This window comes from Cyanobium sp. Maggiore-St4-Cus (assembly GCF_024345615.1).
GTDB lineage: Bacteria > Cyanobacteriota > Cyanobacteriia > PCC-6307 > Cyanobiaceae > Cyanobium_A > Cyanobium_A usitatum.
On the sequence record NZ_JAGQBL010000011.1, the window covers coordinates 25,198 to 48,420 of the forward strand.

30 protein-coding genes are annotated in these 23,223 nt (G+C 65.0%); 13 read left to right on the forward strand and 17 right to left on the reverse strand.

Annotated elements, in window-relative coordinates; translation table 11 throughout:
- The first annotated feature begins 187 nt into the window (after positions 1-187).
- From KBY99_RS10845 to KBY99_RS10860, 4 genes are all read left to right on the forward strand, one after another.
- Complete coding sequence (locus KBY99_RS10845) at positions 188-1,768, forward strand: NAD(P)H-quinone oxidoreductase subunit 4 (protein ID WP_254999022.1); 1,581 nt, start codon at positions 188-190, stop codon at positions 1,766-1,768.
- Positions 1,769-1,847: 79 nt separating this feature from the next.
- The gene (locus KBY99_RS10850; protein WP_254999023.1) at positions 1,848-2,237 is read left to right on the forward strand and encodes a lipopolysaccharide assembly protein LapA domain-containing protein; all 390 of its coding nucleotides are present in this window, start codon (positions 1,848-1,850) and stop codon (positions 2,235-2,237) included.
- A gap of 93 nt (positions 2,238-2,330) precedes the next feature.
- Positions 2,331-3,221 (forward strand): segregation/condensation protein A, encoded by an 891-nt coding sequence (locus KBY99_RS10855; protein ID WP_254999024.1) that lies wholly within the window; start codon positions 2,331-2,333, stop codon positions 3,219-3,221.
- Positions 3,222-3,244: 23 nt separating this feature from the next.
- Positions 3,245-4,426 carry an NDP-sugar synthase gene (locus tag KBY99_RS10860; RefSeq protein WP_254999025.1) on the forward strand — a complete coding sequence of 394 codons (1,182 nt, stop codon included), beginning with the start codon at positions 3,245-3,247 and terminating at the stop codon, positions 4,424-4,426.
- Here the strand turns inward: KBY99_RS10860 and KBY99_RS10865 are convergent.
- Positions 4,423-5,337 (reverse strand): methylenetetrahydrofolate reductase, encoded by a 915-nt coding sequence (locus tag KBY99_RS10865; protein WP_254999027.1) that lies wholly within the window; start codon positions 5,335-5,337, stop codon positions 4,423-4,425. The two genes, KBY99_RS10860 and KBY99_RS10865, sit on opposite strands and share 4 nt — an antisense overlap.
- A 50-nt stretch (positions 5,338-5,387) precedes the next feature.
- Here KBY99_RS10865 and KBY99_RS10870 point away from each other — a divergent pair, with 50 nt between their 5' ends.
- Positions 5,388-5,669 carry a helix-turn-helix domain-containing protein gene (locus KBY99_RS10870; protein ID WP_106632665.1) on the forward strand — a complete coding sequence of 94 codons (282 nt, stop codon included), beginning with the start codon at positions 5,388-5,390 and terminating at the stop codon, positions 5,667-5,669.
- Here KBY99_RS10870 and KBY99_RS10875 read toward each other — a convergent pair.
- The 9 genes from KBY99_RS10875 to KBY99_RS10915 form a co-directional block, all read right to left on the reverse strand.
- Positions 5,666-6,232 (reverse strand): adenylate cyclase, encoded by a 567-nt coding sequence (locus KBY99_RS10875; RefSeq protein WP_254999029.1) that lies wholly within the window; start codon positions 6,230-6,232, stop codon positions 5,666-5,668. The genes KBY99_RS10870 and KBY99_RS10875 overlap by 4 nt on opposite strands.
- A 31-nt stretch (positions 6,233-6,263) precedes the next feature.
- Positions 6,264-7,199, reverse strand: a complete 936-nt coding sequence (locus KBY99_RS10880; RefSeq protein WP_254999030.1) for an NAD(+) kinase — start codon at positions 7,197-7,199, stop codon at positions 6,264-6,266.
- A gap of 13 nt (positions 7,200-7,212) precedes the next feature.
- Entirely contained in the window at positions 7,213-7,542 is a 330-nt protein-coding gene (nuoK, locus tag KBY99_RS10885; RefSeq protein WP_106632668.1) for an NADH-quinone oxidoreductase subunit NuoK, read from the reverse strand.
- 68 nt (positions 7,543-7,610) lie between these two features.
- Positions 7,611-8,213, reverse strand: coding sequence for an NADH-quinone oxidoreductase subunit J (locus KBY99_RS10890; protein WP_254999031.1), 603 nt, complete (start codon positions 8,211-8,213; stop codon positions 7,611-7,613).
- Positions 8,210-8,806, reverse strand: coding sequence for an NAD(P)H-quinone oxidoreductase subunit I (gene ndhI / locus KBY99_RS10895; RefSeq protein WP_106632670.1), 597 nt, complete (start codon positions 8,804-8,806; stop codon positions 8,210-8,212). Before ndhI ends, KBY99_RS10890 begins: the two co-directional genes overlap by 4 nt.
- An 80-nt stretch (positions 8,807-8,886) precedes the next feature.
- Complete coding sequence (gene nuoH / locus KBY99_RS10900; RefSeq protein ID WP_254999032.1) at positions 8,887-10,017, reverse strand: NADH-quinone oxidoreductase subunit NuoH; 1,131 nt, start codon at positions 10,015-10,017, stop codon at positions 8,887-8,889.
- Between the two features lie 24 nt (positions 10,018-10,041).
- Positions 10,042-11,211, reverse strand: coding sequence for a citrate synthase (locus KBY99_RS10905; RefSeq protein WP_254999033.1), 1,170 nt, complete (start codon positions 11,209-11,211; stop codon positions 10,042-10,044).
- Positions 11,212-11,225: 14 nt separating this feature from the next.
- The gene (locus KBY99_RS10910; protein WP_254999034.1) at positions 11,226-11,723 is read right to left on the reverse strand and encodes a SixA phosphatase family protein; all 498 of its coding nucleotides are present in this window, start codon (positions 11,721-11,723) and stop codon (positions 11,226-11,228) included.
- Entirely contained in the window at positions 11,723-13,354 is a 1,632-nt protein-coding gene (locus KBY99_RS10915) for a DUF3352 domain-containing protein (protein ID WP_254999035.1), read from the reverse strand. Before KBY99_RS10915 ends, KBY99_RS10910 begins: the two co-directional genes overlap by 1 nt.
- A gap of 30 nt (positions 13,355-13,384) precedes the next feature.
- Between KBY99_RS10915 and KBY99_RS10920 the strand changes: the two genes are divergently transcribed.
- The 3 genes from KBY99_RS10920 (at position 13,385) to KBY99_RS10930 (ending at position 15,313) form a co-directional block, all read left to right on the forward strand.
- Positions 13,385-13,741 carry a rhodanese-like domain-containing protein gene (locus KBY99_RS10920; protein WP_106632675.1) on the forward strand — a complete coding sequence of 119 codons (357 nt, stop codon included), beginning with the start codon at positions 13,385-13,387 and terminating at the stop codon, positions 13,739-13,741.
- Between the two features lie 126 nt (positions 13,742-13,867).
- Positions 13,868-14,776 (forward strand): HrcA family transcriptional regulator, encoded by a 909-nt coding sequence (locus KBY99_RS10925; protein ID WP_106632723.1) that lies wholly within the window; start codon positions 13,868-13,870, stop codon positions 14,774-14,776.
- A 303-nt stretch (positions 14,777-15,079) separates the two neighbouring features.
- Complete coding sequence (locus KBY99_RS10930) at positions 15,080-15,313, forward strand: hypothetical protein (RefSeq protein ID WP_254999037.1); 234 nt, start codon at positions 15,080-15,082, stop codon at positions 15,311-15,313.
- Between the two features lie 16 nt (positions 15,314-15,329).
- On the opposite strand, the gene trpB is transcribed toward KBY99_RS10930, so the two are convergent.
- Complete coding sequence (gene trpB / locus KBY99_RS10935) at positions 15,330-16,601, reverse strand: tryptophan synthase subunit beta (RefSeq protein WP_106632724.1); 1,272 nt, start codon at positions 16,599-16,601, stop codon at positions 15,330-15,332.
- A 108-nt stretch (positions 16,602-16,709) separates the two neighbouring features.
- On the opposite strand from trpB, the gene KBY99_RS10940 reads away from it, so the two are divergent.
- Positions 16,710-17,081, forward strand: a complete 372-nt coding sequence (locus tag KBY99_RS10940) for a diacylglycerol kinase (protein ID WP_254999038.1) — start codon at positions 16,710-16,712, stop codon at positions 17,079-17,081.
- Between the two features lie 41 nt (positions 17,082-17,122).
- Here KBY99_RS10940 and KBY99_RS10945 read toward each other — a convergent pair whose 3' ends face one another.
- Complete coding sequence (locus tag KBY99_RS10945; RefSeq protein WP_254999040.1) at positions 17,123-17,512, reverse strand: type II toxin-antitoxin system VapC family toxin; 390 nt, start codon at positions 17,510-17,512, stop codon at positions 17,123-17,125.
- Positions 17,513-17,520: 8 nt separating this feature from the next.
- On the reverse strand, positions 17,521-17,757 hold the full coding sequence (locus KBY99_RS10950) for an AbrB/MazE/SpoVT family DNA-binding domain-containing protein (RefSeq protein WP_254999041.1): 237 nt from the start codon (positions 17,755-17,757) through the stop codon (positions 17,521-17,523).
- A 109-nt stretch (positions 17,758-17,866) separates the two neighbouring features.
- Between KBY99_RS10950 and KBY99_RS10955 the strand changes: the two genes are divergently transcribed.
- Positions 17,867-18,211, forward strand: a complete 345-nt coding sequence (locus tag KBY99_RS10955; protein ID WP_254999042.1) for a translation initiation factor — start codon at positions 17,867-17,869, stop codon at positions 18,209-18,211.
- Between the two features lie 19 nt (positions 18,212-18,230).
- On the opposite strand, the gene KBY99_RS10960 is transcribed toward KBY99_RS10955, so the two are convergent.
- Both KBY99_RS10960 and KBY99_RS10965 read right to left on the reverse strand, forming a co-directional pair.
- On the reverse strand, positions 18,231-18,602 hold the full coding sequence (locus KBY99_RS10960; protein ID WP_315857986.1) for a type II toxin-antitoxin system VapC family toxin: 372 nt from the start codon (positions 18,600-18,602) through the stop codon (positions 18,231-18,233).
- Positions 18,599-18,841: a type II toxin-antitoxin system VapB family antitoxin gene (locus KBY99_RS10965; RefSeq protein ID WP_254999044.1), complete on the reverse strand. Its 243-nt coding sequence runs from the start codon at positions 18,839-18,841 to the stop codon at positions 18,599-18,601. The genes KBY99_RS10960 and KBY99_RS10965 overlap by 4 nt, the downstream gene beginning before the upstream one ends.
- Before the next feature lie 133 nt (positions 18,842-18,974).
- Here KBY99_RS10965 and cysC point away from each other — a divergent pair, with 133 nt between their 5' ends.
- Positions 18,975-19,631 (forward strand): adenylyl-sulfate kinase, encoded by a 657-nt coding sequence (cysC, locus tag KBY99_RS10970; protein ID WP_254999045.1) that lies wholly within the window; start codon positions 18,975-18,977, stop codon positions 19,629-19,631.
- Here cysC and KBY99_RS10975 read toward each other — a convergent pair.
- Together KBY99_RS10975 and purE are read right to left on the reverse strand one after the other, a co-directional pair.
- Positions 19,588-20,700 carry an AI-2E family transporter gene (locus KBY99_RS10975; RefSeq protein ID WP_254999047.1) on the reverse strand — a complete coding sequence of 371 codons (1,113 nt, stop codon included), beginning with the start codon at positions 20,698-20,700 and terminating at the stop codon, positions 19,588-19,590. The genes cysC and KBY99_RS10975 overlap by 44 nt on opposite strands.
- A complete protein-coding gene (purE, locus tag KBY99_RS10980) occupies positions 20,700-21,281 on the reverse strand; it encodes a 5-(carboxyamino)imidazole ribonucleotide mutase (protein WP_254999048.1) in 582 nt (193 codons plus the stop codon). The genes KBY99_RS10975 and purE overlap by 1 nt, the downstream gene beginning before the upstream one ends.
- A gap of 26 nt (positions 21,282-21,307) precedes the next feature.
- Between purE and KBY99_RS10985 the strand changes: the two genes are divergently transcribed.
- Both KBY99_RS10985 and bchM read left to right on the forward strand, forming a co-directional pair.
- On the forward strand, positions 21,308-22,477 hold the full coding sequence (locus KBY99_RS10985; RefSeq protein WP_254999117.1) for an N-acetylglucosamine-6-phosphate deacetylase: 1,170 nt from the start codon (positions 21,308-21,310) through the stop codon (positions 22,475-22,477).
- A gap of 26 nt (positions 22,478-22,503) precedes the next feature.
- Complete coding sequence (gene bchM / locus KBY99_RS10990) at positions 22,504-23,217, forward strand: magnesium protoporphyrin IX methyltransferase (RefSeq protein ID WP_254999049.1); 714 nt, start codon at positions 22,504-22,506, stop codon at positions 23,215-23,217.
- Positions 23,218-23,223: the final 6 nt, after the last annotated feature.

A 23,223-nucleotide genomic window follows, 5' to 3' on the forward strand; every position in this document is an offset into this window, starting at 1 on the left:
GAGCCTTCCCTGCCTCGCGACAACGCCTGCCGCTGCTTCGCTGATCCCCTGGCGTTAGCGCAAAGCGCGTGCCAGGGGATCAGCGAAGCAGGGGGCAGGACGCATAACTCTGTGTGACATCCACCATCAGCAGAGTGCCGGGCCCGACTGCATTTCTACACTCCGAGCAAACGGTGAGGCCTGGTTCGTGCCCTTCCCATGGTTGAGCGCGTCGATCCTTTTCCCGATCGCAGCGGCCCTGGTAATTCCTTTCATTCCCGATGCCGGCGACGGCAAGCGGATTCGCTGGTATGCCCTTGGCATCACCCTGATCACCTTCTTGATCACCGTGGGGGCCTACCTCAACGGCTATGACCCGGCGGTCGAAGGACTGCAGCTGGTGGAGCGGGTTCAGTGGCTACCCAGCCTGGGGTTGGCCTGGTCGCTGGGGGCGGACGGCATCTCGATGCCCCTGATCCTGCTCACCAGCTTCATCACCTCCCTGGCGGCTCTGGCGGCCTGGCCGGTGACCTTCAAGCCCAAGCTCTTTTATTTCCTGCTGCTGCTCATGGATGGCGGCCAGATCGCCGTGTTCGCCGTGCAGGACATGCTGCTGTTCTTCCTGGCCTGGGAGCTGGAGCTGTTGCCGGTGTATCTGCTGCTGGCTATCTGGGGCGGCAAAAAGCGTCAGTACGCAGCCACCAAATTCATCCTCTACACAGCCGGTAGCTCCCTGTTCATTTTGGTGGTGGGCCTGGCGATGGCCTTCTACGGCGGTGGCACCCCCAGCTTTGAGTACACGGACCTGATGGCCAAGGACTTCTCAACGAAGTTCCAGCTATTCGCCTACGCAGGCCTGCTGATCGCCTTTGGGGTGAAGCTGCCGATCGTGCCCCTGCACACCTGGCTGCCCGATGCCCACGGCGAGGCCACGGCTCCGGTGCACATGCTGCTGGCAGGCATCTTGCTGAAGATGGGGGGCTACGCCTTGCTGCGCTTCAACGTGCAGCTGCTCCCCGAGGGGCATGCCCAATTTGCGCCGCTGCTGGTGGTACTGGGGGTGGTGAACATCATCTACGCAGCTCTCACCTCGTTTGCCCAGCGCAACCTCAAGCGCAAGATCGCTTACAGCTCGATCAGCCACATGGGCTTCGTGCTGATCGGCATCGGCAGCTTCAGTGCCCTGGGCACCAGTGGCGCCATGTTGCAAATGATCAGCCACGGCCTGATCGGAGCCAGCCTGTTCTTCCTTGTGGGCGCCACCTACGACCGCACCCACACCCTCCAGCTCGACGACATGGGCGGGGTTGGCCAGAAAATGCGCAAGATGTTTGCGCTGTGGACTATCTGCTCCCTGGCCTCCCTTGCCTTACCAGGCATGAGCGGCTTCGTGTCCGAGCTGATGGTGTTCACGGGCTTCGTGACCAGCGAGGCCTATTCGCTCAGCTTCCGCATCGTGATGGCGGCTCTAGCGGCGGTGGGAGTGATCCTCACCCCGGTGTACCTGCTCTCGATGCTGCGGGAAATCTTCTTCGGCAAGGAAAACGCTGAGCTCGCCTCTCACACCCACCTGGTGGATGCGGAGCCCAGGGAGATCTACGTGATCAGCTGTCTCCTGGTGCCGATCGTGGGCATCGGCCTCTACCCCCGGGTGATGACCGACACCTACCGGGCTTCGATCGAAGCCCTTGTGCAACGGGAGACCACCGCCCTGGCCAAGGTGATTCAGCCGCCGCCGGGCGATCTGATTCGCCAACCGCTGCTTTCGGCGCCAGCCCTGCCGGCCTGATCCGCCGCCCTGGGTAACAAAACTGTGCAGATAGCCCGCTGTGAGTTCACCGCTGGGTTGGCCTAATTACGCTCCTGAGATGAAACAGCTGAACTTTCTGCTGATCTTCAGCTTTGGCCTAGCCATGGTGATGTTCACCCTGGAGAACACAGCACCCACCACGGTCCACTTCCTGCCAGGACTGAGCGGCACCCTGCCCCTAGCCGCCCTGCTGCTCCTAGTTGGCGGCATCGGCGCCACCGCTGCCTGGGTGTTTGCGGTGTGGACCGGGGTGCTGCGCAAGGTGGAAGCGGTGCAGAGCCAGGGCGAATTCGCCGCCCAACAGGTGCGCATCCAGGAGCTGGAAAACGACCTGCAGCGCTACCGAGCCACGGTGGATGCCCAGCTGGGGCTGCTGCCAGCGGCCGGGCAAAGCTCGGCTCCCGCCAATCCCGATGCCAACGAAGCCGTGACCGTGTCAGTTGGCTGACCCCAGCGGTGGTGCTTTGGCAGGGGTGCTGGTACGAAATGGCCAACACCGGTAGCGTGCTGCCAATGACTCAGCGGAGGCCTCGGGGCACGATTGGCTGAAGGAGGCGCAAGATTGGCCATACGCCTGCTCCAGGATGCGGCAGAGCGGGGCGAAATCGACCCATGGGATGTGGACGTGATCGCCGTGGTGGATGGTTTTCTCGACCAGCTGCGCCAGCGCATTGAGGTGCCCCGCCTGGTGGTAGCAAACGCTCCAAGCCGGGGCGGCAGCTACGAACAGGACCTGGCTGAAACCAGTGAGGCCTTTTTGGCGGCCTCGGTGTTGGTGAGCCTCAAAGCCGAGGTGCTGGAAGCGGCCACCTTTGCGCAGGAAGCGCCAGACCAGGACGACATCGGCTTTGATTTCGATGCCGATGGCCAAGGCTGGCTGGTAAACCCCGCCCTGGCCCTGCCTCAGCGACCGGAAAGGCACCTCTGGCGCCGGCCCGTAGCGCCGCCACCCCTGCAACGACCGGTGACCTTGGGGGAATTGATCCGCCAGCTCGAGGACATCGCCGAGCGACTCGAAGCGGACGAGGGTCGGATTCGGCCGCGCCACCGCCCCAAGCGATACAGCGAAAGGGCCGCGATTGAGCAGGTAGCGGCCCTGGCGCACCGCGAGAAGTTACCGGAAACCACCGCTGCTCTCAGCCAGTTTTTACTTAGCTGGGATCCAGCCCACGACTGGGCCGGCTTCAACGAGCTGGTGCAGGACTGGGCTGCCCACGTGGAAGCCAAGGCTGCGGACGCCGAGCTGGACCGGGACCGGGTGGGGGTTTTCTGGGCTCTGTTGTTTCTCTGCCACCAGGGCAAGGTGGAACTCGACCAGCAGGGCGGGCTGTTTGGCCCTCTGCACCTGCGGCGCCTGCTCCATCCTGGCGAGACCCGCCAACTACCCCTAGTGCCAGCCCTCGGTGCGGCGGAGCAGGCGCTGGCGGCTTAAGCGGTGGGTCTAGGCTGGCGCCCATGAAGGCGATGATCCTGGCTGCTGGCAAGGGAACACGGGTGCGGCCCATTACGCACACGATCCCCAAGCCGATGATCCCCATCCTGCAGAAACCCGTGATGGAGTTTCTGCTGGAGCTGCTGCGGGAGCACGGGTTCACCGAAATCATGGTGAACGTCTCCCACCTGGCTGAGGAGATCGAGAACTACTTCCGCGATGGTCAGCGCTTCGGTGTTGAAATCGCCTATAGCTTTGAAGGCCGCATCGAAGACGGTGAGCTGATCGGCGACGCGATGGGATCGGCAGGAGGGCTGAAGAAGATCCAGAATTTCCAGCGCTTCTTCGACGACACATTTGTGGTGCTTTGCGGTGATGCCCTGATCGACCTTGATCTGAGCGAAGCGGTGCGTCGCCATAAGGCCAAGGGCGCCATGGCCAGCATGATCACCAAGCGAGTTCCCAAGGATCAGGTGAGCAGTTATGGCGTGGTCGTCACAGACGATGACGGCAGGGTGCGTTCCTTCCAGGAAAAGCCGGCGGTTGATGAGGCCGCCAGCGACATGATCAACACCGGCATTTATATCTTCGAGCCAGAGGTGCTCGACTTTGTGCCAAGCAACCAGCCCTTCGATATCGGCTCCGACCTATTTCCCAAACTGGTGGAGGCCGGCGCAGCTTTCTACGCCCTGCCGATGGAGTTTGAATGGGTTGATATCGGCAAGGTTCCGGATTACTGGCAGGCAATCCGCAGCGTTTTGCAGGGTCAGGTGCGTCAGGTGCAGATCCCTGGCAAGGAAGTGCGGCCAGGGGTATTTGCCGGCCTCAACGTGGCTGCTGACTGGGATCAGATCAATATCACCGGCCCCATTTATGTGGGCGGCATGACTCGCATTGAAAATGGCGCCACAATCATTGGCCCGGCGATGATTGGCCCCAATTGCCACATCTGCGAAGGAGCCACAATCGACAACTCGATCATCTTTGACTACTCCCGCATCGGGGCTGGAGTGCGTCTGGTTGAGAAGCTGGTGTTTGGCCGCTACTGCGTTGACCGCAACGGCGACCACTTCGACCTACAGGAGGCCGCCCTCGACTGGCTGATCACCGATGTACGCCGGCAGGATGTGTTGTCGCCATCGCCGCAGCAGAAGGCGATGGCCGAACTACTGGGCACCGATCTGGCCCTGAGCAACTCCAACTAGCCCAGCGCTAGGGGCTTCAGGCCAGCCTGCTGCAGGATCGCCGGAATTCGCTCCTCAGCCTTAATGGCCATCAGATGTACCCCCTGGGCAATCTGGAGATAGGAGCCCACCTGTTCCGCGGCGATAACTACGCCCTCAGCCGCTGGATCTGGCGCCGCAGCCAGCCGGTCGATCACGGCCTGGGGAATGTTGGCCCCGGGCACCACCCGGTTGATGAAGGCGGCGTTGCGGGCCGATTTGAGTAGAAACACACCCGCCAGCACGGGCAGATCAAGCGGTGCGGCGAGATCACCAACAAAGCGCTTGAGAGCTTCGGCGTCCATCACCATTTGGGTTTGAATGAAGCGGGCACCGGCCTGCTTCTTGCGCAGCAGCCGGCTCTTGAGACCACTCCAACTAGCCGACTGGGGATCGGCAGCTGCACCGGCAAATAGGTCGGTGGGTCCATCGGGCAGCTCACCTTGCACCGGATCCTGCCCGCCATTGAACTGCTGTACCAGCTGCAACAACCGCACCGCCTCCAGCTCATTCACGGGACGAGCCCCGGGCTGGTCGCCGGCCCGCACGGGATCGCCGGTGAGGCAGAGCAGGTTGCGCACGCCCAGGGCATGGGCACCGAGTAATTCGGCCTGCAGGGCAATGCGGTTGCGATCGCGGCAGGCCAGCTGCAGCACCGGCTCGATGCCGGCGTCAAGCAGCAGGCGGCATAGGGCCAGGCTGCTCATCCGCATCACGGCGCGGCTGCCATCAGTGACGTTTACCGCATGGACCCAGCCCCGCAGGGACCCTGCGGCCGCCAATGAGCGCGAGGGATCTCCTCCCCTAGGTGGCATCACCTCTGCGGTGAGAGCTGGCTGCCCGCTAGCAAGGGCCCGTTGAAGCAACAAACCAATCGCGCCACTTGGGACCATCATGGAACAGCGCCCTGCCTACAGTGCTGACAAGTGCTCGCCTTGGGCCCATGGATTCCAATCACGCCACGGGAGGCTCCCTAGGCCAGGTGCGCCATGAGCTTTCGGAGCGAGAAATTGAGATCATTGAATTAGTGGCCAAGGGCCTAACCAACCAGGAGATCGCCGAATCGCTGACGATCAGCAAGCGCACCGTGGACAACCACGTGAGCAACGTCTTCACCAAAACAGGCGCCAAGAACCGGGTAGCTCTGCTGAATTGGGCCATGGACCACGGAAAAATCTGCCGTGACGGCTTCAACTGCTGCTCGATTGAACCCGGCAAGTCTTAGCTAGCTGCAGGCTCGAACAGGGCCAAGCGCTCCGCTTCTGGCCAGAGAGCCAGGGGCCGGCGGGCCAGGGCCGCATTGCTTAGCTCATGGCGCCCAGTTAGCTCACGCCCGCACCAGGCGGGCGGCTGGAGGGCCAGACCTTGCACCAGCCCCTGCGGCTCCAGTTCCACCTCGGCCACCACCAGCGGTGCATTCGCACCCTCAAAGACGTCGAGCACCCACTCCCCACCTGGCAGATCAAGGCCGTAGCGCACTTTGCAAAGGCGCTGGGGCGCTAACGCCAGCAGGGCAGCAGCATCCGCCTCTGGAATGGCGTATTCGAATTCCTGGCGCACCAATCCCTCCGGCAGCAGGCCCGGGGCTTCAAGAAGCTGCTCGGTGCGAGCCTTGAGGGTGAGCCAGGCACCGGCTACGGCCTCTTCACCGCTGGCACGGCGCACCCGCACGGTGAAGCCATCGGCGCTCGCCACCAGGTAGCCCTGCTGCAGCTGGGCTTGCCAGCAGATATGGCGGCGCCAGTCCAGCCCCTGCACCAGAAAGCGGCGTTCAATTTCCAGGGCCATGGGGCGATTTGGGGCGGGGGCAGCAGGGGGGTTAGTTGTGGGAGGGCTCGATGGCGGTGAGGCTGCCAGCCCAATGCAACTTGTGGGTGAGGGTGCGGTAGTAGGAGGGGCTTTGCTCCAGCAGCACCTGCAGGGCCGGGTGGGGGCTGCGCTCCACCAAGGCCCGATCGCCGGGTTCAAGCACGGTGGCGTGGGCACCATCTTTCCAAAGCTTGACCCGGCGACTGGTTTCGCCCAGGGGCCAGACCGAAAGCTGGGCCCTGGGCGGCACCACCACAGCCCGGCTCGAGAGGCTCATTGGGCAGATCGGATTAACCACGATCGCTTCGATGCCCGGGTGCAGGATCGGCCCACCTGCAGCCATGGAATAGCCAGTGGAGCCGGTGGGAGTGGCGAAGATCAGGCCGTCGCCGCGGTATTGATCCACTACCTCACCATCGATCTCCAGCTCCAGCACACAGGTGGGGGAGACCTCATCGAGGCAGGGCCGGAAATAGAAGTCGTTGAGAGCCAGATGGGCGATCTCTGAGCCATCAACGCCGTCTCCCCGGTCGATATGGGCCTGCAACATCATGCGCCGCTCCAAGGCAAAGCGGTCTTGACGCAGCCGATCCCATAGGCTCTGCTCCTCGCTCTTGAGGGCGTCGGTGCTCAGGCGCAGCAGACGGCGATCGTGGGTGAGGAAGCCGAGGTGGCCGCCCACATTGAAACTGAGGATCGGCACATCGAGGGGGGCCAGATGGCGTGCCGCACCGAGCACGGTGCCATCGCCCCCCAGCACCAGGGCTAGATCGGGCAGCTCGGCTTCCGTGGCCAGCAAGCCGGGAAAGGGATTGCGGGCCAGGCCACTGGAGGCCACCACCACGTGCACCCCCTGGGCCGCCAGGTCTTCTGCGCAGCGCTTGGCCTGGCGGTGGGCCGCCTGGCTACCAGACCTAGAAATCAGCCAGACCCGCTCAAGCCGCATTGCTAAAAGACGGCTACCAGCGCAACAGGTTGAAGCGCTCCATATCAACCGTTTCGCGGTTGCGGTAGAGGGATAGCAGTATCGCCAGACCAACGGCCGCCTCAGCCGCGGCCACGGTGATCACAAAGATGGCAAACACCTGGCCACGGATCAGCTGGCCATCGAGATAGTTGGAGAAAGCCATCAGGTTGATGTTGACGGCATTAAGCATCAGCTCAATGCTCATCAGCACGCGCACCGCATTGCGGCTGTTGATCAATCCCCAGACACCGGTGCAAAACAACACCGCCGCCAGGGCCAGGTAGGCCTGCAGGGGGATGGTGGTGGGGATGGTGAATTCCATGGCGTGGCAATGATGGCGGTGGCAGTGATGGCGGTGGCAGTGAGGCTGAGAGGGCGCGGAAACGCCCGCTAGCGAGGAGCGTTTTCCAGCAACAGGGGGGTGCGCTCCTTCTCGATCAGGCCCTGATCGACTGCCTCTCCTGTTATTACATCGCTACTGAGCACATCGCGGCGGGCCAAAACGATGGCGCCGATCATCGACATCAGCAGCAGCACCGAAGCCAGCTCAAAGGGCAGGAGGTAGTCACTGAAGAGGTGCTCGCCAATGCGAATCGTGGCCTCCTCGCCCACGGGTTCTGGGCCAGGTAGGGGCCAAGGGGTAGTGAAGGCCACCCGAATCAACAGCAGAAACAAGCCACCGCAGACAGCGCCGGAGAGCAGACGCCGGAGACCAAGCCCGGGAATGGCCGCCAGGTTTTCCTTTTTATTGACGAGCATGATCGCGAACAGGATCAACACGTTGACGGCGCCCACGTAGACGAGCACCTGGGCCGCTGCCACGAAACTGGCGTTTAGCAGCAAGTAGAGACCAGCCACCGAAAGAAATACTCCGCCCAGCAGGAAGGCCGAATAAACAATGTTGGGCAGCAACACCACCCCGAGGGCTCCCAGCACCAAGGTGGCGGAGAGAGCAACGAAGCAGATCAGCTGGGCAATGGAGGAGATAGTCATGACGCGTCTCCGCTAGGCAGGGATTCGAGCACCTGCTCGGGCAATTTGCCCACCCGCGGCGCCGTATCTGGCACATCGTGAGGATCTAGTACTCCCTTGGGCAGGTAGACCAACTCCCGCAGGGGAACTACGGCCGGATCGCTGGTGACACTGGTAGGCAGGCGACCAAGGGCGATGTTGTCGAAGTTGAGGCTGTGGCGATCAAAAGCTGCCAGCTCGTATTCCTCGGTCATCGACAGGCAGTTGGTGGGGCAGTACTCCACACAGTTGCCACAGAAAATGCACACCCCAAAGTCAATCGAGTAGTTGCGCAGCTCCTTTTTCTTGGTGGCTTTGTTCATCACCCAATCCACCACCGGCAGGTTGATCGGGCAGACCCGCACACACACCTCACAGGCGATGCACTTGTCGAATTCGTAGTGGATGCGGCCCCGATAGCGCTCCGAGGGGATCAGCTTCTCGTAGGGGTACTGAACGGTGATCGGCCGGCGCCGCAGGTGATCAAAGGTCACCGCCAGACCCTGGGTCAGGTAGTTGGCCGCACCCACCGCATCGCGGGTGTAGTCACCGACTTTCTTGAGAAACCCGAACATGGAGTTGGCTCTGGGGGGAGGCGGTCTGAGTGGGTCAGCCCATGATGGCTGGTCTTGAGAAAAGCTGGGTTCAGGCGCGGTTAGCCGCCAAACACAGTCGGGAAAGCCAGCTTGAGCGCTGCGGTGATCAGCAGGTTGACCAGGGCAATCGGCAGCAAAAATTTCCAGCCCAGATCGAGCAGCTGGTCGATGCGTACCCGCGGCGTGGTCCAGCGCAGCAGGATCGCCAGAAACACCAGCAGATAGGCCTTGAGCACCGTCATGACGATGCCTACAGAGCCGGTGATCAGTTGAACTAATGGTGCATCGATGGGCTGGTGCAGCCAGCTGGCCAGCCACTCCACGGGGATGGGGAAACCCCAGCCGCCTAGGTAAAGCACCGACACCAGCAGGGCCGAGAGCACCAGGTTGATGTAGCTGCCGAGATAGAAGAGGGCGAACTTCATGCCCGAATACTCGGTCTGGTAGCCAGCCACCAGCTCCTCTTCCGCCTCAGGAAGGTCAAAGGGCAGGCGCTCACATTCGGCTAGGGCGCAGATCCAGAAGATCACGAAGCCCACCGGCTGACGCCAGATGTTCCAGCTGAGGATGCCAGCTCCGGTCTGCTGGTTGACGATGTCAACGGTGCTGAGCGAGTTGCTCATCATCACCACGGCCAGCACAGCCAGGGCCAGGGGGATCTCGTAGCTGATCGACTGGGCCGCCGCCCGCAGACCGCCCAGCAGCGAATACTTGTTGTTGGACGCGTAGCCGCTCATCAGCAGGCCGATCGGCTGGATGCTGCTCAGCGAGATCCAAAGGAAGATACCGATGCCGACGTTGCTGATCAGCAGGTGCTGGCCGAAGGGCACCACCAACCAGCTGAGGATCACCGGAATCAGCACCAGCACTGGGCCGAGGGTGAACAGCAGTCCGTCAGCCCGGGCCGGGATGATGTCTTCCTTGAAGACGAGCTTCATGCCGTCGGCGATCGGCTGGAGCACCCCGAGGGCGCCGGCGTATTCAGGACCAATGCGCTGCTGCACCGCTGCTGAGATCTTGCGCTCCAGCCAGACGTTGACCAGCACGCCCACCACGGCCGCCACCAGCACCAGCACCATGGGCAGGGGCAGCCACAACAGGTGGGCGGCGGCAGGACTCAGGCCGAAGCCCTGCAGGGCCTGCTCAAAACTGGCCTCTAGATCCAGGCCCGGAGCCGTGGTGGTCAGCATGGCGGCAGCTTAGATGGGGTCAACTTAGCGGGCCCCCACGGGTTGCCAGTCACGGGAGGGCTGGCCGGTATAGATCTGGGAGGGCCGGTAGATGCGATTAGCCCCCAGCTGCTCCTTCCAATGGGCCAGCCAGCCAGCCGTGCGGGCGATAGCAAAAATGGGCGTGAAGAGGTCTTCAGGGATGCCGAGCTTGCGGTACACCAGGCCTGAATAGAAGTCGACGTTGGGAAAAATCCCCTTAGGCCCCAGGCGCTCGGCCGCGACCTCCTCCAGCTTGCGGGCTAGGTCGTACATCGGATCGTGACCGAACTGGTCAAAGAGCTGCTCCGCCAGAGTTTGGAGAATCACAGCCCGGGGGTCCTTGACCTTGTATTCCCGGTGGCCAAAACCCATGATTTTTTGCTTGCCGGCAATCGCCCGATCCAGCCAGGGCGCCACCTGATCTGGGCTGCCGATCTGGCCGAGCATCTCCAGCACATCTTCATTGGCACCGCCGTGCAGGGGGCCCGCCAGGGTGCCAACCGCTGACGCCACCACGGCATAGGGGTCGGTGAGGGTGCTGGCCGTCACCCGGGCGCTGAAGGTGCTGGCGTTGAGGCTGTGCTCAGCGTGCAGGATTAGACAAGCGTCAAAGATGCGGGCCGCCAGCGGATCGGGCTCCCGCTCCGTGAGCATGTAGAGAAAATTGGCGGCGTAGGCCAGGTCGTCGCGGGGCTGGATCGGATCTTGACCCTTTCTGATCAGCTGGAAGGCCGCCACCATCGTGGGGATCTTGGCGATCAGCCGCACCACCGCCGAAACGATGTATTCGGGGTTGTCGAGGGCTCGACGGGAATAAAAAAGGCCCAGGGAGGCGGCGCTGCTCTGCAGCGCATCCATCGGATGCCCCCCGGAGGGGAAGCACTTCATCATGTCCCGAATGCGGAAGCTGACCCGGCGGTGCATCTGCACCTCCTGCTCAAACTCCTGCAGCTGCTCAGCGGTGGGTAGCTCGCCCCAGATCAGCAGGTAGGCCGTCTCCAGGAAGGAGCTGCTGGATGCCAGCTGGTCTACGGGGTAGCCGCGATAGGTGAGCACCCCCCGCTGGCCATCGATGTCGCAGATCGACGATTGGGTAGCCGGCACCCCCTCCAAACCCGGCCGAAATGGGGCTGGGGTCGCCGCTCCTGTTACTACCAAGCTTCTCCACCGCACTCAGTAAGGCGAACTTACGGCTGCCGCTGGCCATCCCGCCGTAGCCGCAGCAACCGTGGGCCAATTAGGGCCTCCAGGCTGGCGCCGGTTGGGCCCAGGCGCAGCAGCACGATGCCTGCCTTGCGCACCGAAATCGAGCCCGCCGGCAACCCCAGCAGGCTCGAGGCCAGCTCGCCCAGATCTGGCTCATGGCCCACCAGGCCAAGGCGCCGCCAAGGGCCCACCTGCAGCAGCGGCCGCGGATCACCACCCGGCGCCAGGCGATCCTCCAACTCCAGCGCCGGCGCCAGACCAGCCGCCACGCCAATTTCAGCGGTCTGCAGCGCCCGCCGCAGGGGGCTGCTCAGCAGGCGATCACAGTGGAGCTGCAAGCGACACAACTCCGCCGCCACGGTCGCAGTGCGCTGACGGCCTTCAGCCGTAAGGGCCCGCTCCTGATCAGGGCGATCAGGATGGCGATCTTCGGCAATGCCGTGGCGCCAGAGCAGCAACTCGCGCTCAGCACTAGCCATCAACCGAATTCAAGGCGGGCCTTGAGGTGCAGGTTGGCATCAGGCTGCGCTTCCCAGCCCAGGCTCAGGCTCTGCACGGCCGGGGCCAGGGGCTGGCCTGCCAGGGCCGACAAAAGCTGCCAGGTGCTCCAGCGCTGCAGCAAGGGCTGGGCCCGGCCCGCCGCCATAGCCCACTGCAGGGGAGCCTGGGGTAGATCGAGGCCGGCGAGCTGCTCCAGCCGCAGCCGGGGCGGCTTGCGGGAGTCACGCTGCTCCTGCAGCACCGCCAGGGTCTGACCCCACCAGGCCAGGCGACCCTGGCTGGAACGGGCGCCCTCCAGGCTGGCCTGCAGCTGGTTGGCATCGCCGCGGGCGAATCGGCCTCCAGCCTGGCCAGCCTCCAGCCTGGTCCAGACCCGCAGGTCGGGATCCCCTTCCACCGGCAGCGGCGCGGCGATCAATCCCTCGGCGGCCAGCACCCCAGCGAGGAGCTCCGGCTGCGGTTGGTCGGCGCCAGTGCCCAGCAGCCAGCCCTCACTTGCCTCACTGCGCAGCAGCGGGCCATCGGCGGCGGCAGCCACCAGGGCCGGGAACGATCCCGGCTCGGCCTGCAGCACTGCCGCCAGCAGGGGCTGCCAGTAGACCGGCCAAGCGGCGGGGCGCTGCACCAGGGCCAAGCTCTCTGAGGGGCCCTGCAGGGCCGCTAATAAGGCTGCTCCTGTGGGGTCAATTTCCCCAATGCCATCCGCCGAGGGAGCCGGCACTGCGGCATCTGCAGCGAACTGCAGAAGGGCATCCAGCTCCAAGGAGCGGTTGTGGGGGCGCAGGCTGGCCACGAGCTCCTGCACGACCCCAGGCGCCGTGAACTCACCTGGCAACCCCAACCAGGGCCCCAGGGTTTCTGGCCGGGCTGTTAGCAGCAGCGCCCCCTGTTCAAGGCGTTGAACCGCCTGCTTAAAGCGGGGGCTGGCCGCTTGGTTGAGCTCATCGATCTGGGAGACGTCAAGGGCCTGCTCCAGCACCCCCCGTCCCGACGCGATCAACACCAGGTCGTCGTCGATCAGCGCCGTAGCGATCGGCACAGGGCTGGTGCCCACCAGGGCACCACGGCCACTGATCAAGCCCATGCCGCGATAGCTGCTGATCTGCAGGTCGGTGCCCGCCAAACTGCGGGTCTGCCAGAAGCGCTGCAGAAAGCGGCGGGCGCCGTCAGCGTCGCGACTGCGCAGGGCCAGCAACCAGCCATCGGGCGCCGCCCCAGGCTCTGAGGCCAGTAGGGCAAAGCCGAGTTCGCGGCCCAACCAGGGGGCCAGCTCGCCGGGATAGTCGAGGCCGGCGGCGGCGAAAGCGCCATCCCTAAGGCCGGCGACCGCCTCAGCCGCCTGGCGCCGCTGGCGGGGGGGAGCCACCGCCCGGGCGTAGCCCACCGGCTGCTCGCCATCGCTGAGTAAATAGAGGCTCAGAGCGGCTTGGCGGGGCACAAAGCGGGCCGCCCGGGGCGACACCAGCTGCTGGTGCTGTAGCTGCAGGGGGGAGCGCTGCAGCACCAGCCACCAGCCACCCGCCGCCAGGCTCAGCAACAGCAATGTCACCGCCAGCACGACCGCCAAAAACGGGCGGGCCTTCATGCGCCCCACGCAGGATGGGACCATCTTGACCCCAAGCCACCCCGTCTGCCCGCCATGGCACCTATCGAGACGACACCGCAGACAATCCGGGCCCGCGACCTGCAAGAGCGGCTGGAGCGGGGCGAGGCGATCCAGCTGGTGGACGTGCGCGAAGACACCGAACTGGAATTGGCCCGCCTGCCCCATGCCGTGGTGCATCTGCCCCTGGGCCGATCTAACGAGTGGATTGGCCAGCTCAACCAGCTGCTCGACCGCGACCGCCCCGTAGCCGTGCTGTGCCACGCCGGCGTGCGCAGCTGGCATCTGGGCTGCTGGCTGATGCAGGAACACGGCTTTGGTGCCGTCTGGAACGTGCAAGGGGGCATCGACGCCTGGAGTGTGGAGGTAGATCCGGCCGTACCCCGCTACTGACACCCGCAGGGCTGCGTACGATCGCCTCACTCCAGCGGCGCCCGCTTGCAGTCCGCCTCACCCAGGCCCTTGCCCGCCAGGCAGCAGGAAGTACTGCAGCTCGCCGTGCGCCACTACGTCGACACGATGGAGCCGGTGGGCAGCCAGACCCTGGTGCGCCGTTTTGGCCTGCAGGCCAGCCCGGCGACGGTGCGCTCAGCCATGGGGGCGCTGGAGCAGCGTGGCCTGCTCACCCAGCCCCACCCCTCCGCTGGCCGAATCCCCAGCCAGCAGGGCTATCGCACCTACGTTGATCAGCTGCTGCCCGCACCAGGCGCGGCCGCCCTGCAGCTGGAGCGCGAACTCACCGGACTCAGCCTGCAGTGGGCAGCCCTCGACGATCTGCTCCTGCATCTGAGCCGGCGCCTGGCAGATCTCACGGGCCTGCTCAGCCTGATCACCAGGCCCCAACGCCAGCAGTCCCAGCTGCAGGCCCTCCGACTGGTGGCCAGTGGTGAACGCCTGCTGGTTTTCCTGGTGGAGGGGGGCTCCACAGCCAGCAGCCTCAACTTGCGGCTGCCCTGCCTTGCAGTAGCGGAACTGGCGTCCCTTGAGCGCTGGGTCGCGGTCCAACTTGAGGGCGGCAGCATCGACTGGGCCGCCCTGCCCTCCCACCTGACCAGTAGCGGCGCCGTGCTGCGCCAAGCGCTGGCTAGTCATGGGCAGTCGCGCCAGCTGGAGGGCGAAGGCGCTGTAGCCATGGGCCTCGCTGGCCTGCTTGCCCAGCCGGAATTCAGCCAGACCCTCAGCCTGCGCCCCTTAGTGGAGCTGGTGGAGGATGCACCTCAACAGCTCCTACCCCAGCCGGGCATTTGGATCGGCGCCGAGCATCCCCACCGGGCCCTGCACCAGTGCGCCGTGGTGCAGGCCAACTACCGCAGCGGCGACGGCGGCGTGGGCCAGGTGGCCTTGGTGGGGCCGATGCGCATGGCCTATGCCACGGCCCGAGCCGCCGTGGGCTCGGTGGCCCAGGCGCTGGAAAGGCTTTTGCGCTAGATCGGGCCCTTAGCTCTCAACTGCAATGCCAAATATTTCCTCAGCTAAAGCCGGTAAACTGATTTCAAACATCAGCTCATCCAGTTAATGGACCTCCAATCAGCAGGAGTGATCCTGAGAATTCTCAATCTGGTTGCCCTTGCAGATGGCGGGGTATCTCTTGAAGAGGAGAACCTCTTGGACTCTCTGAGCAAACAATACAAACTTCAGGCCAAAATTATTAATTGGGAGGAGCAATTATCTGATCCAGCTTGCATCGAGGAGCTGGCTGCCTTGATAAATCCGGAGCAACGGGAACTGGCCATGAAAACCGCCGTGATGGTGGCTTCCGCATCAAGACAGCAGCAGGACGATGAATTCATCTGCGAGCAAGAGCGCGCGATCCTTTCCCGCCTTGGCACTAGCCTTGAGCTAAGCCCCGATCAGCTGCAATCGATCGAGAGCGAGGCAGCAGAGGAGATCAAGGAGCACCCCAACCTGTGGCAGGTGCTCTTTTCACTTTTCGGCAATCGCTTCGACTTCCCAGTTCTGGGCTGATCCCAACAGGCTTGAATCAGCCCCCCATCTTGTCGCCGAGCTTCTCGGCCACGGTGTTCACGTCCTTGTCGCCGCGGCCCGAGAGGTTAAGCACCACCTCAGTGCCGGGGGCCAAGGTGGGGCAGAGCTTCTCCAGCCAGGCGAAAGCGTGAGCCGTTTCCAGGGCCGGGATGATGCCCTCCAGGCGACACAGAAGCTGCAGGGCGTCCAGTGCCTCGGTGTCTGTCACGGCGCCGTATTCAGCCCGGCCGATGGTTTTGAGGTAGCTGTGCTCGGGGCCCACGCCGGGGTAATCGAGGCCGGCGCTGATCGAGTGGGCCTCCTGCACCTGGCCCTCCTCGTCTTGCAACAGCAGGCTCATGGCGCCGTGCAGCACGCCAACGCGGCCCTCGGTGATGGTGGCGGCATGGCGGCCGGTGGCCACGCCATCGCCGGCGGCCTCAACCCCAACCAGACGCACGTCCGTGTCCTGCACGAAGGGATGGAACAGGCCCATGGCATTGGAGCCACCGCCCACGCAGGCAACCAGCACATCGGGATTGCGGCCAAAGGCCTCGTGACACTGGCGCTTGGTTTCCTCACCGATCACGGCGTGGAAATCGCGCACCAGCATCGGGTAGGGGTGGGGCCCAGCTACCGAGCCGAGGATGTAGTGGGTGCTCTCCACGTTGGTCACCCAGTCGCGGATCGCCTCGCTGGTGGCGTCCTTGAGGGTGGCAGTGCCGGCAGTCACAGGTTGCACCGTTGCCCCCAGCAGCCGCATGCGGAAAACATTGAGGGCTTGGCGGCGCATGTCTTCCGCACCCATGTAGACGACGCACTCCAGCCCGAAGCGGGCGCACACGGTGGCCGTGGCCACGCCGTGCTGGCCAGCGCCGGTTTCGGCAATGATCCGCTTTTTGCCCATGCGCAGGGCAAGAAGCGCCTGGCCAAGGGCGTTGTTGATCTTGTGGGCGCCGGTGTGGTTGAGGTCTTCTCGCTTCAGCCAGATGCGGGGGCCGCCCTCGGGCCGGCGGTAGTGCTCCGTTAGCCGCTCGGCCTCATAGAGGGGATTGGGGCGCCCCACATAGGTGCGCAGCAGGTGGTTGAGCCGGTCGGTGAAGGCCGGATCCTTCCAGGCCTCAGCCGCGGCCTGCTCCAGCTCCGCCAGGGCGGGAATCAGGGTTTCGGGCACATACTGGCCGCCGAACTGGCCGTAGCGGCCCAGGCTGTTGGGGCGGGCTGCGCGCTCCAGGGCCGCTGGATCGACGCCGCTGGCTGCGGAGATGGGAGGGACGGTGCTTGTCACCGGTGGCGGAGCAATATCAACTCAGCGTAAGAAGCGGCCACGGCCAAGGGCGCAAAGAGGTGAGAGAGCTCACGGGCCTGCTCAAGCTGACGGGTGGATGATGGACTGATGCCAACCACCACCCCCAGGCCCTACGAGCCACTGCGCAAAATGCGCGTGATCTGTCACGGCCTGCGTCTGGCCATGCGCGACAAGGCAGTGGCCTACAAGGTGGTGCTGGCAGTGGGTCTCCTGGCGATCGCCTTCGCCCAGCGGGCCTGGCTGGATTTCGGGCTGGTGCTGGTGACCACGGCGCTAGTGCTTTCAGCCGAACTGCTCAACACCGCCATCGAGGAGCTGTGCGACTACGTGCAGCCGGAGCGCGCACCCCAGATCGGGGCCACCAAGGACATCGCCGCTGCCGCCGTGAGCATTTGCATGGGGGCCTGGGTGATCGTGATGCTGATCGAGGGCTGGCGCCTGCTGCTGGCAAGGGCCTAACACCTCGTTCTATCGGTGGTGGTCATCTATGGAGTCGGCCCTCAGGGCAGGATTAATTTCAAACCGGGAAATGCCTGGCGATAGCGGCGCCCATCCCTGGTGATCAGACCCGTGGACTCCAACAGGGCGTGGGCACCGATCAGAAAATCCGGAAGAATCATTGAGCGCTGGCCACCGCGCTGGCGGTAGTCGGCGTGGGCCATGGCGGCGAGGAAAGAGGCCTCGCGGGGGATCGGCCGATAGGCATAAAGGTGCTGCGGCAGAAGCGCATCCACCGCCTCGATGGCGTCGCTGGCAAAGGCGATCTCGGCGTAAACGATGGCGTTGATCAGCACCGGCCCGGCATCGAGGGCCTGGGCGAGCTGGGTGGCACTCCAGGCGGCCCAGTGGGGATCTGCCGTGATCACGTCGAGGATCACGTTCGAATCCACAAACAGCACTACAGCTCCTCACCCCGGCAAAGGGCCAGGAGCTCATCGGTGCTGAGGCGGGTGCGCAGGCGGGCCTGCCGCAACAGGCGCAATCCCTCCTCACCTCGGCCACCGGGTGAGTCCTGTTTCACCAGCAGCAGCCGCCCCTCCTCGAGCTCAAAGCGCACCTCGGTGTGGGGCAACAGCCCGCACTGCTCTCGAATCGCCTGGGGGATCGTGACCTGGCCCTTACTGGTGATACGCATGGTGGCAGCGGCAGCCGATCCAGAACAGCAGTAAGAATCTTACCGGAGCTAGCGCGATGCAAAGGGAGGTAGCGCCCATCAAACTCAGGCTTAAGGCGCAGGGTTCGGCATGGCAAGGAAAGGCGGCTGGCAGGAATTCAGCAGCAACGCCGCAAGCACGGCCAGGCCCACTGCCGCTGGGGCCGGCCCGGCGGGCGCACCCAGCCCAAAGGCCCAGCAACGGGTGCGAGTGCAGCGCACCAAGGCAGGCAAAGGCGGAAAACTGGTGACGGCGATCACGGGCCTTGAGGCGCCGGAAGCCGAGCTGAAAACGCTGCTCAAACAGCTCAAGGCCGTTGCCGGCACAGGCGGCACCGTCAAAGACGGCGTGATCGAGCTGCAGGGCGACCAGGTGGCTCCAGCGCTCGCGGCTCTGGAGAAGGAGGGCTACCGGCCCAAGCAGGCGGGGGGCTGAAAGGCAAGCGCCACGAACCTCAGAAGCCGGCCTTGCTGAAATCGTCGCCGATATAGCCAAGGGGCAATTGGTCACGCTCAGCCAGGGCCGCCGCAAAACAATCCCCGAAGTTGAGCTGGGCGGGATGGCCCTGGCCCTTGCCAAAACGCTTGAAGATGCCGAGAGCGCGCTCTGCCAGATCCGCATCCACCGGCACCAGATCGGGGTCAATGAGATTCAGCAACGTCCGCATCGGTTCGAGTACACGACGGCAGTGAGCAACCAGCAGCAGCTCCTGCAGGGTGCCTGCGGACATGCGTAGGACTTCAGCTTGCTCGAGCGCCTGCTGGTGTCGCTCCCACCCAGGTTCTCGCTGAAGAATTGCCAGCAGCACAGAAGTATCCAGAATCACGACGGCAAGCCCTGCTCGTCGTAAAGCGAATCGGGATCGAAAGGTTGGGCCGTCTCAAGGGCCTGTTCCTGCAGAACGGGTAACTCGGCAGCGAGGCGCCTGCGCCGGCTCAGACAGCGCTGCCGCTGCAGCTCCAGCTCCAGGGCATCCCGCACAATCTCCGTGGACCCTCTGCCCGTGAGCTGGCGCAGCTGCTCGAGCAGGGCGTCAACCCGAGGGCTCTTGATGCTGACAGCCATTGCGGAGAGCATTTATAGACCTCAATTCTAGAATCAAAATCAGCCCTCGGGCACCAAACAACAAAGCACCTCCCAAAGGCCTGGCGCGAAGCACAGGGGAGAATGGCCCCATCCGTCCCAACGCCCTGCGCCGATGTCCGCCGCTCCCACCAACCCGACCTACGGCGAAGTCACCACCCAGGGAGCCTCCACCAACATCGCCTGGCACCACACCTCGGTGGATCGCTCTGGCCGGGCCCTGCAGCGCGGCCACCGCAGCGCCATCCTTTGGTTCACCGGCCTCAGCGGCTCGGGCAAAAGCACGCTGGCCAACGCCGTGAATTCGGCCCTGTTTGAACAAGGTCTCAGCTGCTACGTGCTGGATGGAGACAACATCCGCCACGGCCTCTGCAAGGACCTGGGCTTCTCCGATGCTGCCCGCGAGGAAAACATCCGCCGCATTGGCGAGGTGAGCAAGCTTTTTCTAGATGCGGGGGTGGTGGTGCTTACGGCCTTCGTGTCGCCCTTCAAGGCCGACCGCGACAAGGCCCGCGCCCTGGTGGACCCCGGCGACTTCATCGAAATCCACTGCGCAGCTGACCTGGAGGTGTGCGAGGGGCGCGACACAAAGGGCCTTTATGCCAAGGCTCGGGCCGGCGAAATCAAGGAGTTCACGGGCATCTCCAGCCCCTATGAGGCCCCCGAGCAGCCCGAGCTGCGGGTGGATACCGGCGCCCAGAGCCTGGAGGATTCGGTGGCCGTGGTGCTCAGCTACCTGGCAGCTCAGGGCGTGATCCCGCAGGGGAGCTGAACACCGGCACCTCACCGGAGCGCAGCTGCTCTCCCCAAGCATCAAGAAAGGTTTTGGCGCAGCTGGCCACCGGCACCGCCAGCACCAGGCCGAGCAGATCCCCCAGGCCCAGCAGGCTGCCCAGGCGCGCACCCAACGGCAGGCTGATCAGCAGCCAGGCCGGCTGCAGGCCCACAATCCGGCCCATCAGCCGGGGCTGGATCACCTGGTCCACCACCTGACCAACGCTGATGGCTGCGGCCAGCACTTCGAGGCCCGTGCGGGGATCATCCAGGGCGAGCAGCACGCTCACCGCCACGATCGTGAGGGCACTGGCGTAGGGCACCAGGGTGGTGAAGCCAATCGCCACCGCAAACAGCACTCCATAGGGAATGCCCAGCAGGGTGAACACCACGATCTGGGCAACGCTGAGAATCAGGGCCAGCAACACCTGGCCGGCGAAGTAGCCGCGGAAGGTGCGGTTCAAAGTCGTGACCACCAGGCTGCGCGCCCGTAGGGGAAGCCACTGGGCCAGGCCGGAACTGATGCCCTCCCCTCCCAGCAGTAGAAACACCGCCAGTACCAGCACGATCACGGTGTTGACCGTGAGGCCCACGGTGGTGCCCAACAGACTGAGCAGCTGCTGGCTGAATTGGCGGGCCAGCTGGCTGGTGCGGGTGAGCAGCTCGCTGCTGAGGTCGCCGAAATCGGTGGGCAGACCCCGCGCCACCGCCCAGGCCTGCAGCTGCTGCAACAGGGTTTCCCCCTGGGCCAACCAGCCCGGCAGGGCCGTGATCAGCTCGCCCAACTGCTCGACCAGCCGCGGCACCAGCCAGACGGCGGCCAGGCCGATCAGGCCCACACTCACCCCCACCACCAGGGCGTAGGCAAGCCAGCGCGGTAGACCGCGGCCCATCAGCCAGCGGCTGGGCAAATCCAGCAGGAAGGCGATCAGGGCCGCCGCCACAAACAGGGCCGGGAAGGGCGCCAGGGGCAGCAGCAGCTGGCGCAGCACCCAGAGGTTGAGCACCAGCAAGGGCAGGGCCAGGCCGGCCTTGAGCCAGGGGGGCAGAACGAGCCGTTCCAGCATCAGCCCATCTGCTCCAGGTAAGCCCGGCTGCCCAGCTGCTGCAGGCGGGTGTCCTTGGCCGTTACCTGGCCGTGCAACCCATCGCGGTAGTCCGAGATCTCCTGGGCGAGGCGGGGATCGGCGGTGGCAAGGATCTGCGCCGCTAGCAGGCCAGCGTTGAGGCCATTACCGATCGCCACCGTGGCCACCGGAATACCAGCGGGCATCTGGACGATCGAATGGAGCGAATCCACACCCGATAGGGCCCGGCTTTGCACCGGCACGCCGATCACCGGCAGGGTGGTGAGGGCGGCCACCATGCCGGGCAGATGGGCGGCGCCGCCGGCGCCGGCGACGATCACCTTGAAGCCGCGCCCACGGGCCATCTGGGCAAATTCCACCATCTCCAGGGGAGTGCGATGGGCAGAGAGCACCCGCACCTCTACCGCCACTCCAAACTGCTCCAGCACCTGCACCGCCGGCTGCATCGTGGGCAGGTCTGAGTCGCTGCCCATCACCACCGCGACCCTGGGAACACCGGGGGCCGCGGGGAAATCGGAAGGGGGGACGGCAACCACGCAGGCGCAGGCGGAGAATGGCATTGTCCCGTCTGGCGGCCCTTCTGCCCATGCGCTGGCTCAGCAATGTGCGACTGCCCCAGGCCAAGCGCTGCAGCCATGGCGCCAACCAGCGCTGGCGCATCGGCCTTGATGACGACGATCTGATCAGCCTGGTGGAGCCTTTGCCCGCCGGCAGCCGGGCCGCCGGTGACGACTGGCACGGCGACTGGCTCAGCCCGGCCGGGGTGGATCTGCAGATCAACGGCGGCCTGGGCCTGGCTTTTCCGGAGCTCACACCGGCCGATCTCCCCCAGCTGGAAGCACTGCTGGAGCTGCTCTGGCGCGATGGTGTCGAAGCGATCTGTCCCACCCTGGTGACCTGCGGAGTTGCACCCCTGCGCCAGGCCCTGGCCGTGCTGGCCGAGGCGCGAGCAGCCCACCGACCGGGCCGCTGCCAGCTGCTGGGCGCCCACCTGGAGGGTCCCTTCCTGGAGCCCAGTCGCCGGGGCGCCCATCCCGCCCAGCACCTGGCCGCCCCGAGCCTGGCCGCCCTGCTGCAGCGCATCGACGGCTTTGAAAGCGACATCGATCTGGTGACCCTGGCCCCGGAACTGGAGGGGGCTGGCGCCGTGATCACCGCCCTGGCCGAGCGGGGAATCGTGGTGAGCCTGGGCCACAGCGCGGCCACGGAAGCCCAGAGCCACGCCGCCTTCGCTGCCGGGGTGACGATGCTCACCCACGCCTTCAACGCCATGCCCGACATGCACCGGCGCGCGCCTGGGCCGGTGGCGGCTGCCGCCCTGCGGGGGGATGTGGCAATCGGCCTGATCGCCGATGGGGTGCACGTGGCCCCCACCATGGCGGTGCTGCTGCAACGGCTGGCGCCTGATCAGGTGGTGCTGGTGAGCGATGCCCTGGCCCCCTACGGCCTCGGCGAAGGCCAGCACCGCTGGGATGAGCGCTTGCTGATCGTGGCCGACGGCAGCTGCCGGCTGGAAGACGGCACCCTGGCCGGCGTCACCCTGCCCCTGCTGGAGGGGGTGCGGCGCCTGGCCCAGTGGACCGGTGAGCCGGCCCGGGCCATCGCCGCGGCCACCGTGCTGCCCCGGCGGGTGCTGGGCGATGACCGCAGCCTCGACCAGATGCTGCTGGGCATGCCCCTGGCGGAAAGCCTGCGCTGGCAGGAGGGGCCCGCCGGACTCAGCTGGCAGCGGCCCGGAGCAGAAGTCACTCCCTAGGATCCGCGCCACGACCGGATATCCCCATGGCCCCCGACCAGCTACTGGAAGCCAACCAGGCCGAAAAACTCGAGGTGAAGGGCTACTTCGAAACCACCGGCTTTGAGCGCTGGAATCGCATCTACAGCGACAGCGACGACGTCAACCGGGTGCAGCGCAACATCCGCATCGGCCACCAGAAGACGGTGGACAACGTGCTGGCCTGGCTGCAGGAGCAGGGCAACCTTGAGCAGCGCAGCTTCTGTGATGCCGGCTGCGGCGTAGGCAGCCTGACCCTGCCTTTAGCCCAGCTGGGTGCGGGCTCAATCGCCGCCTCCGACCTCTCCGCCGCGATGGTGCAAGAAGCGGAGCGCCGCGCTGGTGAGCTGGGCGTCAAGCCCGGCCAGATCAGCTTCCTGGCCTCCGATCTCGAGAGCCTGGAGGGCCGCTACGACACGGTGATCTGCCTGGATGTGTTCATCCACTACCCCCAGGCCCCAGCCGAGGAGATGGTGCGCCACCTGGCTTCGATGGCGGAGCGGCACCTGATCGTGAGCTTCGCCCCCTACACGCCGCTGCTGGCCCTGCTCAAGGGCATCGGCCAGCTGTTCCCCGGCCCCAGCAAGACCACCCGGGCCTACACCCTGCGCGAGGCGGGCATCGTGGCCGCCGCGGCCAAAGCCGGCTTCAAGCCCATGCGCCGCAGCCTCAACAAGGCGCCCTTTTACTTCTCAAGGCTGATCGCCTTCGAGCGGGCCTGAGCAGCC